A 14690-nucleotide genomic window follows, 5' to 3' on the forward strand; every position below is an offset into this window, starting at 1 on the left:
AGTAGGCGCTTAGGCTGGTGCCTGTGAGCACGCCGAACCGGGTCTACATCGCCCGTCTCGCCGGAGTCGCCGTCTTCGACCCGAACGGCGACCAGGTGGGACGGGTGCGGGACGCGGTCGCCCGGCTCCGGCCGACCCAGCGCCCGCCCGAGGTGGTGGGTCTGGTGGCGGAGATGCCGATGCGTCGGCGGATCTTCCTGTCCATCAACCGGATCACCTCCATCGACGCCGACGCGGTGGTGCTCGGCAGCGGCACCCTCAACCTGCGCCGGTTCGAGAAGCGCCCCAACGAGCTGCTGGTGCTCCAGGAGCTGCTGGACCGGCGGGTGCAGATCGACCCGGGCGGCCAGCCGGGCGGGGTGGTCGACGTGGCGATGGAGTGCAGCCGGGGCGGCGAGTGGTCGCTGACCCGGGTGGCCGTCCGCGAGCACACCGGCCGGCTCACCCGCCGGGGCCACCTCCAGCAGGTCGAGTGGGACCGGGTGCGTGGCCTGAGCGGCATCGTCGAGAACCGGGGCACGGCGAACCTGCTCGCCGTGCTGGAGGACATGCGCCCGGCCGACCTGGCCAACGCCCTCCAGGACCTGCCCGACACCCGGCGGAACGAGGTGGCGGCGGCGCTGGACGACGAGCGGCTGGCCGACGTGCTCAGCGAGCTGCCCGAGCACGACCAGGTGGAGATCCTCGCCGCGCTGGACCGGGAACGGGCCGCGGACGTGCTGGAGGAGATGGACCCGGACGACGCCGCCGACCTGCTCAACGAGCTGCCCCCGCCCGAGCAGGACGTGCTGCTGGACCTGATGGAGCCGAACGAGGCCGACCCGGTACGCCAGCTCCTGAAGTACACCTCCGGCACGGCCGGCAGCGTGATGACCTCGGAGCCGGTGATCCTGCCCCCGGACGCCACGGTCGCCGAGGCCCTCGCCCGGATCCGGGAGGAGCAGCTCTCCCCGGCGGTGGCCGCGCAGGTCTTCGTGACCCGCGCGCCGATGACCACCCCGACCGGTCGTTACCTGGGCATGGTGCACTTCCAGCGGCTGCTCCGCGAGCCGCCGGCAGACCTGCTCGGCGGGGTGGTGGTCAACGACATCGACCCGCTGCGCCCCGCCACCCCACTGCCGGAGATCACCCGCCGGATGGCGACGTACGACCTGGTCGCCATGCCGGTGGTGGACCGGAGCAACCGGCTGGTCGGCGCGGTCACGGTCGACGACGTGCTGGACCACTCGCTGCCGCGCGACTGGCGGGACCGGGACGCCGAGACCCTCCCGGCCGTCGGGACCGGGGCGCTGGACGGCGCCGATGAGTGAGCAGCGGCGGGCCGAGCGGCTGGACCAGCCGCGCGAGCCCCGGGGCGTGAAGCTGCCCCGGTTCGACCAGGAGGCGTTCGGTCGGTGGTCCGAGGGGATCGCCCGGAGCATGGGCACGGCGCTGTTCATCGTCTACATGACCCTGGTGATCGCCGCCTGGTTCGCCTGGAACACCCTGGCCCCGGACGACCTGCAGTTCGACCCGTACACCTTCACGTTCCTGACCCTGGTGCTCTCCCTCCAGGCCTCGTACGCGGCGCCGCTGATCCTGCTCGCGCAGAACCGGCAGGCGGACCGGGACCGGGTGGCGCTGGAGGAGGACCGCCGCCGGGCGACCATGCAGAAGGCGGACACGGAGTACCTGGCCCGGGAGATCGCCGCGCTACGGATCGCGATGGGCGAGGTGGCCACCCGGGACTTCCTGCGTTCGGAGCTGGCCCGGCTGGCCGAGGAGCTGGACGAGGCCGCGCAGCGCCGGCAGCGGCTGGAGCGCCGACAGCAGGACCGGCCGGCTCCCCGCGCTACCGGCGAGCGGCGCGGTACCGGCGAGCCGGGCCCGGTTGGCGAGCCTCGCGGGGCCGGGAGGCCACTCGACGAGCCGGTCGACGAACTGGACGGCGACTTCGCCCGGGACGGCCGCCCGGAGGGCCCGGCCCGGGAACGCTGACCACCGGGTCGTGACCCTCCGGCCCGGGACCCCCTCCGGCCTGCGAAGGTCGGGCGCGGCCACCCGCGGGCCGGCGGGCCGGAGCGGTGACCGTCGGGGCCATCGATTCGCTCACACCAGGCCCGCCAGCGGCCGGCACGGATCGCCCCCGACGTAGCATTGCGGGCATGTCAGCACCCGTCAGCACCGTCGAGGACGCCGTCCAGGCCGCCCTGGCCACCGTCGACGACCCGGAGATCCGCCGGCCCATCACCGACCTCGGCATGGTCCGCTCCGCCCAGGTCGGCGACGACGGCGTGGTCCGGGTCGAGCTGCTGCTCACCGTGGCTGGCTGCCCGCTGAAGGACAAGCTGCGCACCGACATCACCGCCGCCGTGGGCGCGGTGCCCGGCGTGACCGGGGTGGAGATCGAGTTCGGGGTGATGAGCCCCGAGCAGCGCCAGGGCCTCCAGGCGAAGCTGCGCGGCGGCGGCGCCGCAGAGCCGGTGATCCCTTTCGCCCAGCCCGGTTCCCGCACCCGCGTGTACGCGGTGGCCAGCGGCAAGGGCGGCGTGGGCAAGTCCAGCGTCACCGTCAACCTGGCCGCCGCGCTGGCCGCCCGGGGCCTCTCGGTGGGCGTGGTGGACGCGGACATCTACGGGCACTCGGTGCCCCGGATGCTCGGCGCCGACGGCCGCCCCACCCGCGTCGAGGACATGATCATGCCGCCGCAGTCGCACGGCGTGAAGGTCATCTCGATCGGCATGTTCACCGCCGGCAACGCCGCCGTGGTGTGGCGCGGCCCGATGCTGCACCGGGCGTTGCAGCAGTTCCTCGCCGACGTCTACTGGGGCGACCTGGACGTGCTCCTGCTGGACCTGCCCCCGGGCACCGGCGACGTGGCCATCTCGCTGGCCCAACTCCTGCCGAACGCGGAGATCCTGGTGGTGACCACCCCGCAGGCCGCCGCCGCCGAGGTGGCCGAGCGGGCCGGCGCGATCGCGTTGCAGACCCACCAGCGGGTGGTCGGCGTGATCGAGAACATGTCGTGGCTGGAGCTGCCCGACGGCACCCGGATGGAGGTCTTCGGCTCCGGCGGAGGCGCGGCGGTCGCCGACTCGCTGACCCGGACGATCGGCGCCCAGGTGCCGCTGCTGGGTCAGGTGCCGCTGGACACCCGGGTCCGGGAGGCCGGTGACGCCGGCAACCCGATCGTGCTGGCCGAGCCGGAGTCGCCGGCGGCGAAGGCCCTGGACGGGGTCGCCGACCGGCTGGCGGTGCGGCGGGAGTCGCTGCTCGGCAGGCCGCTCGGCCTCAAGCCCGCCGGTCGCTGACCCGGCCACCCGTCGTACGGAAACGGGGGCGGCGCTCCGGACGGAGCGCCGCCCCCGTTCGGCTTCCAGCCCGGGGCGGGCCGGTCAGGTGGCGTCGTCGTAGCTGGCCGTGCGGGGGGCGGGGGTCTTCGCGGCATCGCCCGTGGGGGCCGCGGCCGAACCGCCGGGGGTCTTCGTCCGCAGGTCCGCCGCGGCGGCCACGTTCTTCAGGTCGTCGTGCACGCCGGTGACGTCGGCCCGCAGGTTGTCGTACACGCCCTGCAACGGCTTCCGGATCGCCTGCTCGTCCTCCTCGCTGAGCAGGTGCTTGCGGATGAACGCCTTCGGGTGCAGGTCCTCCAGCTGGATGTCGGTGCCCAGCTCCCGGCTCAGGTCGCCGGTCGCGTTGCGGGCCATGGCGCGCAGGTTACGGACCATCCGCAGCCCGTCGTTGATCACGACGGGCAGCCGGTCACCGAAGATCAGCAGCGCCAGGAGCAACAGCGCACCGATCTCCCACCAGTTCAGGTTCTCGAACACTGCTGGGCCTCCTCGTCGGCGTCAGGCCAAGACTACGCACGTCGGACGCCCGATCGGGAGGGGGTGAACGGGTCTCACTTGGCGTCTGCGGCCAGGGTCACCGAGGCGTTCTGCCGGTTCGACCCACGCCGGTACTCCACCGTCACCACCGACCCCGGGGCGAACTTCCGCACCAGAGCGATCAGATCGGTGGGGTCGGTCATCGGGCGGCCGTTGAGCCGCAGGATGACGTCCCCCGCCCGCAGCCCGGCCCCGGCCGCCGGACCGGCCGGTTCCACCGCCGCCAGCCGTACGCCGCCCGCGCCGCCGCTGGCCCCGCCGGTCCCGCCGACCTGGGCGCCGATCACCGTACGCCGGGCCTTGCCGGTGCCGATGATGTCCTGGGTGACCCGTTTCGCCTGATTGATCGGGATGGCGAAGGCGAGCCCGATGTTGCCGGCCTCCTGGCCGTCGGCCACCAGTGACTTGATCGTCGAGTTCACCCCGACCACCCGCCCCGCCCCGTCCACCAGCGGGCCGCCGGAGTTGCCGTGGTTGACGGCGGCGTCGGTCTGGATGGCCGCGTAGTAGCGGGTGGGGCCGCCGGGCTCGCCGGCCTGCATCGTCCGGTCCACGGCGCTCACGATGCCGGCGGTCACCGTGTTCGCCAGCGACAGCGGCGAGCCGACGGCCAGCACGGGGTCGCCGACCGCGAGCGCGTCGGAGTCGCCGAACTCCACCGGCCGCAGGCCGGCGCGGGACACCTTGATCACCGCGAGATCGGACTCCGGGTCCCGGCCGACCACGGTGGCGGCGGCGGTGCTGCCGTCGTTGAAGACCACCGTCGCCTTGCCGGTGCCACCGGCGACGACGTGGTCGTTGGTGACCACGTGCCCGTCGGTGCTGACGATGAAGCCCGACCCCTCGCTGGTGCCGCCCAGGCTGGCCACCCGGACCGTCACCACGCTGGGCAGGACCTTCTCGGCGACCCCGGCCAGCGACTCCGGCCGGCGCTGGGCGAGCGCGGGCGGGTCGGCGGCACCGGCACCGAGCACGGTCCCGCCGGTCACGCCGCCGCGCACCGCGAAGGCGTACCCGAGGGCGCCGCCGAGGGTGCCGGCGAGCAGCGCGGTGATCAGCGGGATCAGCAGCAACTGGCGCAGGGTCGGCCGGCCGGGCGCGTCCGGGTCGGTGACCGGCTCCGGCTCGGCGTCGGCGGGCCCGACCGGGCCGGGCACGACCACCGCCGCGGGGGCGTACGGGTCCCGCCACGGGTCGGCGAGCGCGTCGGACCACCAGGGCGAGCTCGTCGGGCCACCCGGGGGGCCGTCGGACGCCCCAGGGGACCCGGCCGGCGTCGCCCCGCTCCCCGGCGGGCCCCCCGGCGTCGGAGTTCCCCCGGGCTGGCGCCAGTCCCAGCCGTCGGTCACGTAGGCCTCCCAGTCGTCCCCGGCTCCCCGCTTCGGCGGACCGGCACGGGAGGCCGGTCCCGACGACGGGGGGATACCGCATCCAGGATTACACGAATGCCGCGAGTGCAGTCAGCGGTTGCCGTCCGTGATCGTTCGCCAGCAACCTCCCGTCCGGGCACGTTCCACGGTGATCGTCCGGGACCGGACTCGCGGCTGCGCCCGTTCGGCCCCGCCTCTAGGCTCATAGCGCCAACCCGCCCCTGACGGAGGTGTCCCATCGCCACGGCCGCCAGTTCCGGCAGTTCGACGACCCAGGCGCTCCAGTTCGCCGAGTCGTACGTCACCGAAGACCTCGTGCTGCGGACCGCCCGCAGCCTCGCCCGCGAGGTGGGCCTCGACGCGGTCACCCCGGGCGCGGGGGCGGCGCTGCGGCTGCTCGCCGCCGCCGGCAGCGCCCGGGCGGTGGTGGAGATCGGCACCGGTACCGGGGTCAGCGGGCTGTGGCTGCTGCGCGGCATGCGCACGGACGGCGTCCTCACCACGATCGACGTGGAGGTGGAGCACCAGCGGATCGCCCGCCGGATCTTCGCCGAGGCGGGCTTCCCCGCCGGGCGCACCCGGATCATCACCGGCCGGGCCCTGGACGTCCTCCCCCGGCTCGCCGACGGCGCGTACGACCTGGTCTTCGTCGACACCGACGCCACCAGCTTCAGCTCCTGCGTGGACGCGGCGCTGCGGCTGCTGCGCCCCGGCGGGGTGCTCGCGCTGCACGGCACCCTGGCCGACGGCCGGATCGGCGACCCGGCCGCCCGGGACGTGGAGACGGTGACCACCCGGGAGACGATCAAGGCGATCCGGGAGTCCGAGCACTGGACGCCGGCGTTGCTACCCGTCGGGCACGGCCTGCTCGCCGCCGTCAAGTGCTGAACCGCCCCGCCCCGGGTCGACCGGTCGCGGGGCGCGCGGCGGTCAGGCGAGGGTGCCGAGCCAGCGCAGCAGGCCCCGGACGCCCCAGCCGGTGGCGCCCCGGGACAGCTCGGCGGCGTCGCCGTCGGCCCAGGACGGCGCGGACATGTCGATGTGCAGCCAGCGTCCCCGCAGGTCGCCGGTGAACTCGCGCAGGTAGAGCGCGGCCAGCACCGAGCCGGCCCCCTGGTTGGGGGCGCTGTACAGGTCGGCCACCTCGCTGCCGAGGTGCTCGACGTAGTCGGCCGGCAGCGGCATCCGCCAGGCCGCCTCGCCGGCCGCGTCGATCGCCGCCAGCAGGTCGGCGGCCAACTCGTCGTTGTCGGAGTAGAGGGCGCCCGTGTGCTTGCCGAGCGCCACCGCGTTCGCGCCGGTCAGGGTCGCCAGGTCGAGCAGCAGGTCGGGCCTGAGCTCGACGGCGGCGTACGCCAGCGCGTCGGCGAGCACCAGCCGCCCCTCGGCGTCGGAGTTGGTGGTCTCGCTGGTGACACCGCCGTAGTGCGAGACGACGTCGCCGGGGCGGAACGCCGACCCGCTTACCGCGTTCTCGGCCAGCGGCGCCAGGGTGGTGACCCGGACCGGCAGCCGCAGCGCCGCCGCGCCCAGGGTGGCGGCGACCACCGCGGCGGCCCCGGCCATGTCCTTGCGCATCAGCTTCATCGCCGCCACCGGCTTGATCGAGATACCGCCGGTGTCGAAGGTGATCCCCTTGCCGACCAGCACCACGTGGGTACGCGCGCCGGCCGGACGCCAGTCCAGCTCGACGAGGCGGGGTCCACTGGCCGAGCCGCCCCCGACGGCGAGGATGCCGCCGAAGCCCTCCGCGGCCAGCTCGTCCGGCTGCCGCACGCGCAGATGCAGGTCGGGCTGGTCGGCCGCCGCCGACTCGACCTGCTCGGCGAACCACTGCGGGTTCTTGACCGAGGACGGGGTGTTGGTCAGGTCCCGGGCCAGGTGGGTCATCCGCGCGGTGACCTCGGCCGCGGTCAGCACGTCGGCGTACCGGGACGGGTCGGTCACCAGCACGTCGACGCCGGCCAGGGCGGGCCGTTCGCCGGCCTCGGTCAGCCGGAAGCGGTAGGACGCCAGCAGCAGCCCCTCGACGAGGCCACGCACCGCCTCGGCCGGGGCGTCGCCCGGCAGCCCGACCGTGAGATGTGTCTCATCTCTCGCGGCCCGGGCCAGCGCGGCGCCCGCCGCGCGCCATCCGGCCTCGTCGCCGGCGCCGACCCCGGCCAGCAGCAGCCGGCCCGGGGCGCGCCCGGGACGCAGGTGCACGTGCACCTCGCCGGCCCGCCCGGTGGCCCGGGCCGCGGATGCGAGGGCGGCCGCCTCGGCCAGCACGTCGTCGGGCGCGGGCAGGCCGGCCGGCAGCGTGACCGAGGCGTCCCCGCCCTCGGCCGTCCCGGCGGGTCGGATGGGCAGGGCCAGGGAGTCGGGCCGCTCGGGTCCGCTCACCAGACGGATGGCCAGCACGCTGCAACGACCTCCAGAAACGATCGAAAGGACGGGCCCGTCGCCCGTTCCAGAGATGAAGGCCCTGAGCCACCGGCGGGGCCGGTGGCTCAGGGTTGTATGGACCGTCCGCTCGACGACTGCCGGCCGGACCGCTCCTCGGTCAGCCGGCGGCTGACTTCAGCGCGTCGCCGAGCGCGTTGGCCTCGTCGGGAGTCATCTCGACGACGAGCCGGCCACCACCCTCCAGCGGGACCCGCATGACGATGCCCCGGCCCTCCTTGGTGACTTCCAGCGGACCGTCGCCCGTCCGCGGCTTCATCGCCGCCATGTTGTCTCCCCTCAGACCTACACCAGGGTCGGTGGGTTGCCCCACAGCCTCTTGCCCATCACCCACCGCGGCCTGCGCGGCGGTGCCGACCAACGATTTTCCCTGATGAACACCGCCGGACCCAAACCGAAGCAGCATTGATGTAACAGCATCTAGCATATCCTGAGAAGGCCTGTCACAATGTGCGGTCATGCAGGCACGGTCGGCACTCTTCGACCTGTACGGCGACCACCTCCGACCCCGGGGTGGCCGTGCGCCGGTCGCCGCCCTGGTCAAGCTGCTCGCGCCGCTCGGGATCGCACCGCCGGCGGTGCGGACGGCGGTGAGCCGGATGGTCCGCCAGGGCTGGCTCGACCCGCTCCGCCTGGCCTCCGGGCCGGGATATTCGATCACACCAAAAGCCGCCCGCCGACTCGACGAGGCGGCAGCCCGGATCTACCGGACCGGCCGGGTCGGCTGGGACGGACGGTTCGACCTGCTCGTCCTGTCGACGGCCACCTCCCGCCGGGAACGGCAGCGGCTCGCCGCGAACCTGAGCTTCCTCGGCTACGGCACCCTCGACGAGCAGACGTGGGTGGCCACCCGGCCGGGGGAGGACGTCGACCTGCTGCTCGACGAGGCGGGCGTGCGGTACGAGCGGTTCACCGCGTCCCACGCCGCCGGCACCCGGGGGGCGGTGGAGGTGGTCCGCCGGGCGTGGGACCTCAGTGAGATCGGGCGGGCCTACGAACAGTTCGTCGCCGAGCAGCGCCCGTTGCTGGCCAAGGTGACCACGCGCAGCGACGACGAGGAGGCGTACGCGGCGCGGTTCCGGCTCGTGCACGCGTGGCGTACCTTCCTCTTCCGGGACCCGCAACTTCCCCCGGCGCTGCTGCCCGAGCGCTGGCCCGGCACCGCAGCGGCCAGCTTCTTCGACCGGCACGCCGCCCGGCTGCGGCCGGCCGCCGACCGGTACGTCGAGCAGTGCCTCGACGCCACGAACCGCACCGCCCGACAGAAGGGTCGTTAGAACGTGACCGAGCCGCTGCTCGTCGACCGCACCGACTCCGTCGTCACCCTGACGCTGAACCGCCCGGCGGCGATGAACGCGCTCGACGTGGCGGTCAAGGAGGCGCTGCGGGACGCCCTGGCCGGGCTGGAGTCCGACCGTAGCTGCCGGGCGGTGGTGCTGGCCGGGGCGGGCGGGTCGTTCAGCGCGGGTCAGGACCTGCGCGAGCACGTGCAGACGCTCGATTCGGCCGGGGCGGACCCGCTGGCCACCGTCCGGGCCCACTACAACCCGATCGCGGCCCGGCTGGCCAGCCTGCCCAAGCCGGTGGTCGCCGCGGTCCGGGGAATGGCCGCCGGGGCCGGCGCGTCGCTGGCCTTCCTGGCCGACTTCCGCGTGGGCGGGCCGAGGACCCGCTTCCTGATGGCCTTCGCCGGCGTGGGGCTCGCCGCCGACACCGGCGCCTCCTGGACGCTGCCCCGGCTCGTCGGCCACGCCAAGGCCGTCGAGCTGCTGATGCTCGCCGAGCCGGTGCCCGCCGAGGAGGCCCACCGGCTGGGCCTGCTGACCCGGCTGGTCGACGACGACGAGCAGGTGCTGCCCACCGCGCAGGAACTGGCCGCCCGGCTCGCCGCCGGCCCGACCGTCGCGTACGGGGCGATCAAGCGCCAGCTCTCCGTCGCCGACGCCGGCACCCTCGCCGACGCCCTGGCCGCCGAGGCGCAGGCCCAGTCGATCTGCGGCGCCACCGTCGACCACCGGGCCGCCACCATGGCCTTCGTCAACAAGCAGAAACCGGTCTTCGAGGGACGCTGAACGCGATCTCGTCACCGTGCATCGCCCCTGCTCGCGGCTGGTGGCGGTGCCGGCCCGTCCGAGGTCTCGTTATCCGCGGCGGGTCCGGGGCTAGTGCCGTGTCTTTGAACGTTGATCGGGTAATCCGTCGGTTCTGAGGCAGGGTCTTTGCGTAGTCGATTGAGGTGTGTCTGACCTGGGCGTACGCGGTGCCGTGGCCTGGTTGGAGGGTGACGCGGGGCAGGGCCGTTGCCTGGTCGTGGGTGCGGTCCCCGGCCGGCGGGGAACGGTGGCCCGGGCGGAACCGTGGGCGGCGGCGGTCGATGACGTGGGGGGCGGTGCCTATGGAGCTGAGTCGTTCACGTCATCACCGTCGGTCGGGCCACCACCGTTCGCGGTTACCCACCGCCCCGTCGGGTTGCTGGCGCTGCGGGTCGCGTCGCTTGCGGTCGCCGCTTGCGGTCGCCGATGGCGGCGGGCGTGGCTGATGTCGTATTCGACTCAGCTCCATAGGCACCCGGAAGGCACACCTGCTGTGCAGCGGCGCCCACACCAGGAACCCCCAGACTCCCTGACCGAAGCGCTCCCGCCCGAATCACGCCACCGCCGTGGGTGCCAAGGACGTGTCAGGCAGGCTGTCTCCCCGGGCATGAGGCTGTGGGGGTGGTGGCCGGTGGGTAGAAGGATCCAGTAAAGCGCTGCGGCGGGCGACCGTGGCGCTGTCGAAGGAGACCGAGGACCCGGCCGGCCGCTCTCCTGCTGGTCGCCTGTGTCCCGCACGAACGTGGGATGTCGTGGCAGGCCACCAAGACGTGGAAGGCCAGCCGCCTAACGCACCGCCAACCAGCCTGGCGCACCGCCGACCAGGCCGAACTGACCACCGGATTCGCCACCGAATCCAAGATCCGGCACCCGGACTACCCCTTCAAGGCTGCATGACGGGGCACTAGTCGTCCTCCTCCGGGTCCTGGTTGGCCTCGGCGCCGAGCACGAACGCCTGCATGGCCAGCTCGTCGCCGGACGGCGAGACGAACGCGGGCAGTTCCTGGGGGCCCAGGTCGCGCACGTACGACCAGAACAGCCGAACCGCCTCGGCCGGGGTCGCCGCCTCGATCGGGAGGTCGAGGCTGACCAGCCACGGGCGGCGCGCCGGCGGCGGCCCGAGCCGCTCGGCCAGTTCCCGGTAGGTGCCGGCGGGCAGCGCGGTGACCGGCCCGTCGAGGGCCAGCCCCTCGGCCGGCACCGGGTCGTCGAAGGACCTTCGGGTGTACGCGACCACGAACGCGCCGGAGGCGGGGTCGGACTGGGGGTCGTCCGGGTCCTCCCGGCGCTCGACGGTGGGCCGGGCGACCCGGCCCAGTGCCACCAGCCGCAGCGGCTCCTCGGCCAGCACCGCCACCGGATCGCCGAACCGGGGCCCGACGGGCGCGGTCGGCCCGGTCGTGGCGGTCGGCCCGGCGGGCGTGGCACCCGTCGGCCGGGCAGCACCGGCGGCGTCGAGCCCGGTCAGCTCCAGCGTGTCGTGGTGGACGAGCCGCTCGGCGTCGTACCGGCCGGGCGGGAGAAGCACGGCCCAGGCGCCGTCACCCGGCCCGCCCTCGCCCCGGACGTGGATCGTGCCGCTCACTCGGCGGTCGGTGTCGGTCATACGGGCAATCCCATCACGCCTGCCCCGACCCGCTGACATGGCAACCGGCCAGGTGGTCGTCCACCATCCCGGTGGCCTGCATCAGCGCGTAGGACGTGGTCGGGCCGACGAACCGGAACCCGCGCTTCTTGAGCGCCTTGGCCATCGCGGTGGACTCCGGGGTCAGCGCCGGCACCTGGGCGAACGCCTCCGGCCGGGCGGCCCGGGGCGGCGGCGCGAACGACCAGAGCAGGGCGGAGAGCCCGTCGGGCAGGTCCAGGGCGGCCCGGGCGTTGGCGATCGCCGCCTCGATCTTGGCCCGGTTCCGGACGATGCCGGCGTCGGCCAGCAGCCGGGTCACCTCGGCCACGCCGTAGCCCGCCACCGCCTCGATGCGGAACTCGTCGAAGGCCAGCCGGAAGGCGGGGCGCTTGCGCAGGATGGTGAGCCAGGACAGCCCCGACTGGAACGCCTCCAGGGTCATCCGCTCGTAGAGCTCGTCGTCACCGCGCAGCGGCCGGCCCCACTCCCGGTCGTGGTACGCGGCGTAGTCCGGGGTGCTCGCCCCCCACGCGCAACGGGACAGCCCGTCCGCGCCGATCACCAGGTCAGTCACGGCGTACACGCTAGACCGGCTCGCCGACAGCCCGCCGCCGTGCCGCCGTACCGGGGGTGTCCGGGTGCCGGGAACCCGCGTTGTCACCGACCTGGCTGACACGCCGGCGGCCGGCCGTCAGGGCAGGCGGCCCTGCTCGACCAGCCGGCCGAACTTCTTCAGCGCCTGGGTGAGGCTGACCTTGGAACCGGGCCAGAGCACCGGCCAGGCCACCCGGCCGGCGGTGCCGCCGGGGAGGTGGAACCACTCGTGCCAGACCACCTGGGTCCGGCCGCCCTCGATCTGGGTGCAGCGCAGCACCCCGGGGCCGCGCAGCAGCCGGCCGCAGTGCACCACGCCGACCTCGTAGGGCGCGTCGACCCGCACCACCCGCATCTTGTCCCGCAGCACCGCCGGGCCCAGCGCGGTGACCGCCTCGACGAGGCTGCCCTCGCCGCCGTCGCCCTCGACCACCTTGACCGTGGTGAACGGGATCCAGTCGGACTGCCGCTCCCAGGCGACGAGGGCGGCGAACACCCGCTCGGCCGGGGCGTTGACGATGACCGTCGCGGTGACCTCACCCGCGCCGGGATGGGCAGCCTGGCGCAGGCCGTCGCCGTCCGTCCCGCCGGTCACGCCGGCTCCGACCGGACCGCCGGTCCCCGCCCGCCCGCCGGGTCCGCCGGCTCGCCGGTCCCGGGCGGGGCGGCCTCCGGCGCGGCGGCGGCGTCAGCGGCCCGCGCGGGCACCGTGGCCGGCTCGGCAACGTCGGTGGACACCGTGGCCGGCTCGACGTCGGCGTACCCCGTGGCCGGCTCGTCGGCGGACGCGGCCTTCCCGGAGTCCGTACCCGGGTGGTCGACGGGACCGGCGTCGGCTGCCTCGGCGACGACCGCCGCCTGCTCCCGGGTGTGGCGCAGCGCGTCGGCGTCCGCGGTCCGTCCCTCGCGCAACGCGGTGACCTCCGCCTCCAGCACGCCGATCAGCTCGGACTTGTACCCGATGTCGTAGGCCGCCCGGCGCAGCGCCTGGTCGACCTGGGCCATCCGGTACCCGCGCAGCGCCGTGTCGAAACGGACGTCGCCCACGTCGGACTCGCGCAGCGGCCGGCTGGCGGGCAGCGGGACGGCCCGCCCGTCCGGCTCGACCGGTGCCAGGCCGGGATCGCGACCGGTGACCAGCACCGTCACCCCGAAGACCACCGCCGCGACCGTGAGCGCGACGACCAACAGGAGCAGCACCTGACCCATGTAGGAGATCGTGGCATGCGGACGGGCCGGGAGCGACCCCGCCGGGCGGTCCTCCCACAGATCGGTGCGGATCTGTGCGGTCTGCCGGGCGGGCCGGACGCCGGCCGACCGGCTAGCGTCGCAGGGCGGGCCGGGCCGCACGGCCGTGGCGAGATCGGGAGGCGAGCATGACCGGGGCGTTTCGGCTCGGAAGTCGCACGTTCGCGCCGGGCGAGCTGGCGGTGATGGCCATCGTCAACCGCACCCCGGACTCGTTCTTCGACCGGGGCGCCACCTTCGCCCAGGACAGCGCGCTGCGTGCCGTGGAGCGGGCGGTCACCGAGGGCGCGGAGATCATCGACATCGGCGGGGTGAAGGCCGGCCCCGGCGACGAGGTGGACGTGCCCGAGGAGATCCGCCGCACGGTGGACACCATCGCCGCGGTCCGGGCCGCCTTCCCGGACGTGGTGATCTCCATCGACACCTGGCGGGCCGAGGTGGCGGTGGAGGCGGTCGCGGCCGGCGCCGACCTGCTCAACGACACCTGGTCCGGCGCGGACCCGGCGCTCGCCCGGGTCGCCGCCGAGACCGGGGCCGGGCTGGTCTGCTCGCACGCCGGCGGGCTCGCGCCGCGCACCCGCCCGCACCGGGCCGCCTTCGACGACGTGGTGGCCGACGTGGTCGCGACGGTGACCGGCCTCGCCGAGCGCGCGGTCGCCCTGGGGGTACGCCCCGACGGCATCCTCATCGACCCGGCACACGACTTCGGCAAGAACACCCGGCACTCGTTGGAGATCACCCGTCGGCTCGCCGAGCTGTCCGGCACGGGCTGGCCGCTGCTGGTGGCCCTGTCCAACAAGGACTTCATCGGCGAGACGCTGGACCTGCCGGTCGCCGAGCGGCTGGAGGGCACCCTCGCGGCGACCGCGGTGTCGGCCTGGCTGGGCGCCCGGGTGTTCCGCGCCCACCAGGTGCTGCCCACCCGCCGGGTGCTGGACATGGTGGCGTCGATCCGGGGCGACCGGCCGCCGACGGCCACCCGACGCGGTCTGGCCTGAGCGCCCGCCGACGCCGGGCGGGCGGGCCGGCGCCGGGCCGGCGGATCAGGTCCAGCGCAGGATGTTCCGACGCCAGGCGTAGAGGATGCCGAGCGCCAGCACGGCCACGAAGATGCCCATCTCGGCGACGGTGACCAGGCCGAAGCCGGGCCGGTCGAAGACCACCGCCCAGGGGAAGAGGAAGACCGCCTCGACCGCGAACAGCACGTACAGGTACGCGTAGACGTAGTACCGGATCTGCATCTGCGCCCAGTCGCCGCCCACCGGGTCGAGGCCGCACTCGTAGCTCGCCCGCTTGCCGAGGGGTTCAGCCGGGCTGGCGGGACGCAACACCCGGTTGGCGGAGAACGCCGCGACGAAGAAGACGACGCTGGCGAGCAGCAACAGCCCGAGCGTCGCGTACGAGCCCAGGTAACCGGTCACGGTGGGTCAGCCTACCGGGCCCC

Annotated in this window: 17 protein-coding genes; 8 read left to right on the forward strand and 9 right to left on the reverse strand. The window is 74.5% G+C overall.

Annotated features, from left to right (window positions below):
- Nucleotides 1–23 precede the first annotated feature (23 nt).
- The 3 genes from OOK41_RS30210 (at nt 24) to OOK41_RS30220 (ending at nt 3290) form a co-directional block, all read left to right on the forward strand.
- Nucleotides 24–1310, forward strand: a complete 1287-nt coding sequence (locus OOK41_RS30210; RefSeq protein ID WP_117668785.1) for a CBS domain-containing protein — start codon at nt 24–26, stop codon at nt 1308–1310.
- The gene (locus OOK41_RS30215; RefSeq protein ID WP_117668784.1) at nt 1303–1977 is read left to right on the forward strand and encodes a DUF1003 domain-containing protein; all 675 of its coding nucleotides are present in this window, start codon (nt 1303–1305) and stop codon (nt 1975–1977) included. The genes OOK41_RS30210 and OOK41_RS30215 overlap by 8 nt, the downstream gene beginning before the upstream one ends.
- A 167-nt stretch (nt 1978–2144) precedes the next feature.
- Nucleotides 2145–3290, forward strand: a complete 1146-nt coding sequence (locus OOK41_RS30220) for an Mrp/NBP35 family ATP-binding protein (protein ID WP_117668783.1) — start codon at nt 2145–2147, stop codon at nt 3288–3290.
- Nucleotides 3291–3374: 84 nt separating this feature from the next.
- Here the strand turns inward: OOK41_RS30220 and OOK41_RS30225 are convergent, their stop codons facing one another.
- Both OOK41_RS30225 and OOK41_RS30230 read right to left on the reverse strand, forming a co-directional pair.
- The gene (locus tag OOK41_RS30225) at nt 3375–3809 is read right to left on the reverse strand and encodes a preprotein translocase subunit TatB (RefSeq protein WP_117668782.1); all 435 of its coding nucleotides are present in this window, start codon (nt 3807–3809) and stop codon (nt 3375–3377) included.
- A 74-nt stretch (nt 3810–3883) separates the two neighbouring features.
- Nucleotides 3884–5218, reverse strand: a complete 1335-nt coding sequence (locus OOK41_RS30230) for a S1C family serine protease (RefSeq protein ID WP_117668781.1) — start codon at nt 5216–5218, stop codon at nt 3884–3886.
- Between the two features lie 258 nt (nt 5219–5476).
- On the opposite strand from OOK41_RS30230, the gene OOK41_RS30235 reads away from it, so the two are divergent.
- Nucleotides 5477–6127 (forward strand): O-methyltransferase, encoded by a 651-nt coding sequence (locus tag OOK41_RS30235; RefSeq protein WP_256371522.1) that lies wholly within the window; start codon nt 5477–5479, stop codon nt 6125–6127.
- A 42-nt stretch (nt 6128–6169) separates the two neighbouring features.
- On the opposite strand, the gene OOK41_RS30240 is transcribed toward OOK41_RS30235, so the two are convergent.
- On the reverse strand, nt 6170–7642 hold the full coding sequence (locus OOK41_RS30240; protein WP_266267530.1) for a M17 family metallopeptidase: 1473 nt from the start codon (nt 7640–7642) through the stop codon (nt 6170–6172).
- 142 nt (nt 7643–7784) lie between these two features.
- A complete protein-coding gene (locus tag OOK41_RS30245; protein WP_117668778.1) occupies nt 7785–7952 on the reverse strand; it encodes a DUF3117 domain-containing protein in 168 nt (55 codons plus the stop codon).
- Nucleotides 7953–8142: 190 nt separating this feature from the next.
- Between OOK41_RS30245 and OOK41_RS30250 the strand changes: the two genes are divergently transcribed.
- The 3 genes from OOK41_RS30250 (at nt 8143) to OOK41_RS30260 (ending at nt 10674) form a co-directional block, all read left to right on the forward strand.
- Entirely contained in the window at nt 8143–8961 is an 819-nt protein-coding gene (locus tag OOK41_RS30250) for a PaaX family transcriptional regulator C-terminal domain-containing protein (RefSeq protein ID WP_117668777.1), read from the forward strand.
- A gap of 3 nt (nt 8962–8964) precedes the next feature.
- Entirely contained in the window at nt 8965–9756 is a 792-nt protein-coding gene (locus OOK41_RS30255) for an enoyl-CoA hydratase/isomerase family protein (RefSeq protein ID WP_266267531.1), read from the forward strand.
- 768 nt (nt 9757–10524) lie between these two features.
- Complete coding sequence (locus OOK41_RS30260) at nt 10525–10674, forward strand: hypothetical protein (RefSeq protein WP_266267532.1); 150 nt, start codon at nt 10525–10527, stop codon at nt 10672–10674.
- Between the two features lie 7 nt (nt 10675–10681).
- Here OOK41_RS30260 and OOK41_RS30265 read toward each other — a convergent pair whose 3' ends face one another.
- From OOK41_RS30265 to OOK41_RS30280, 4 genes are all read right to left on the reverse strand, one after another.
- Nucleotides 10682–11383, reverse strand: a complete 702-nt coding sequence (locus tag OOK41_RS30265) for a hypothetical protein (protein WP_266267533.1) — start codon at nt 11381–11383, stop codon at nt 10682–10684.
- A gap of 13 nt (nt 11384–11396) precedes the next feature.
- Nucleotides 11397–11978, reverse strand: a complete 582-nt coding sequence (locus OOK41_RS30270; protein WP_323136247.1) for a DNA-3-methyladenine glycosylase I — start codon at nt 11976–11978, stop codon at nt 11397–11399.
- A 117-nt stretch (nt 11979–12095) separates the two neighbouring features.
- Nucleotides 12096–12593 carry an SRPBCC family protein gene (locus tag OOK41_RS30275; RefSeq protein ID WP_117668757.1) on the reverse strand — a complete coding sequence of 166 codons (498 nt, stop codon included), beginning with the start codon at nt 12591–12593 and terminating at the stop codon, nt 12096–12098.
- Nucleotides 12590–13207, reverse strand: coding sequence for a DivIVA domain-containing protein (locus OOK41_RS30280; protein ID WP_266267534.1), 618 nt, complete (start codon nt 13205–13207; stop codon nt 12590–12592). Before OOK41_RS30280 ends, OOK41_RS30275 begins: the two co-directional genes overlap by 4 nt.
- 167 nt (nt 13208–13374) lie before the next feature.
- On the opposite strand from OOK41_RS30280, the gene folP reads away from it, so the two are divergent.
- The gene (gene folP, locus OOK41_RS30285) at nt 13375–14244 is read left to right on the forward strand and encodes a dihydropteroate synthase (protein ID WP_266267535.1); all 870 of its coding nucleotides are present in this window, start codon (nt 13375–13377) and stop codon (nt 14242–14244) included.
- 45 nt (nt 14245–14289) lie between these two features.
- Here the strand turns inward: folP and ndhC are convergent, their stop codons facing one another.
- Nucleotides 14290–14667, reverse strand: coding sequence for an NADH-quinone oxidoreductase subunit A (gene ndhC, locus OOK41_RS30290; protein WP_117668755.1), 378 nt, complete (start codon nt 14665–14667; stop codon nt 14290–14292).
- Between the last annotated feature and the right edge of the window lie 23 nt (nt 14668–14690).

The organism is Micromonospora sp. NBC_01655, from assembly GCF_026339755.1.
GTDB lineage: Bacteria > Actinomycetota > Actinomycetes > Mycobacteriales > Micromonosporaceae > Micromonospora.

Bases quoted from the DNA above. Each gene is read 5' to 3' on its own strand.
- OOK41_RS30215 (WP_117668784.1), top strand. From the start codon at position 1,303: ATGAGTGAGCAGCGGCGGGCCGAGCGGCTGGACCAGCCGCGCGAGCCC.
- OOK41_RS30220 (WP_117668783.1), top strand. From the start codon at position 2,145: ATGTCAGCACCCGTCAGCACCGTCGAGGACGCCGTCCAGGCCGCCCTG.
- OOK41_RS30250 (WP_117668777.1), top strand. From the start codon at position 8,143: ATGCAGGCACGGTCGGCACTCTTCGACCTGTACGGCGACCACCTCCGA.
- OOK41_RS30265 (WP_266267533.1), bottom strand. From the start codon at position 11,383: ATGACCGACACCGACCGCCGAGTGAGCGGCACGATCCACGTCCGGGGC.
- OOK41_RS30280 (WP_266267534.1), bottom strand. From the start codon at position 13,207: ATGGGTCAGGTGCTGCTCCTGTTGGTCGTCGCGCTCACGGTCGCGGCG.
- folP (WP_266267535.1), top strand. From the start codon at position 13,375: ATGACCGGGGCGTTTCGGCTCGGAAGTCGCACGTTCGCGCCGGGCGAG.
- OOK41_RS30260 (WP_266267532.1), top strand. From the start codon at position 10,525: ATGTCGTGGCAGGCCACCAAGACGTGGAAGGCCAGCCGCCTAACGCAC.
- OOK41_RS30245 (WP_117668778.1), bottom strand. From the start codon at position 7,952: ATGGCGGCGATGAAGCCGCGGACGGGCGACGGTCCGCTGGAAGTCACC.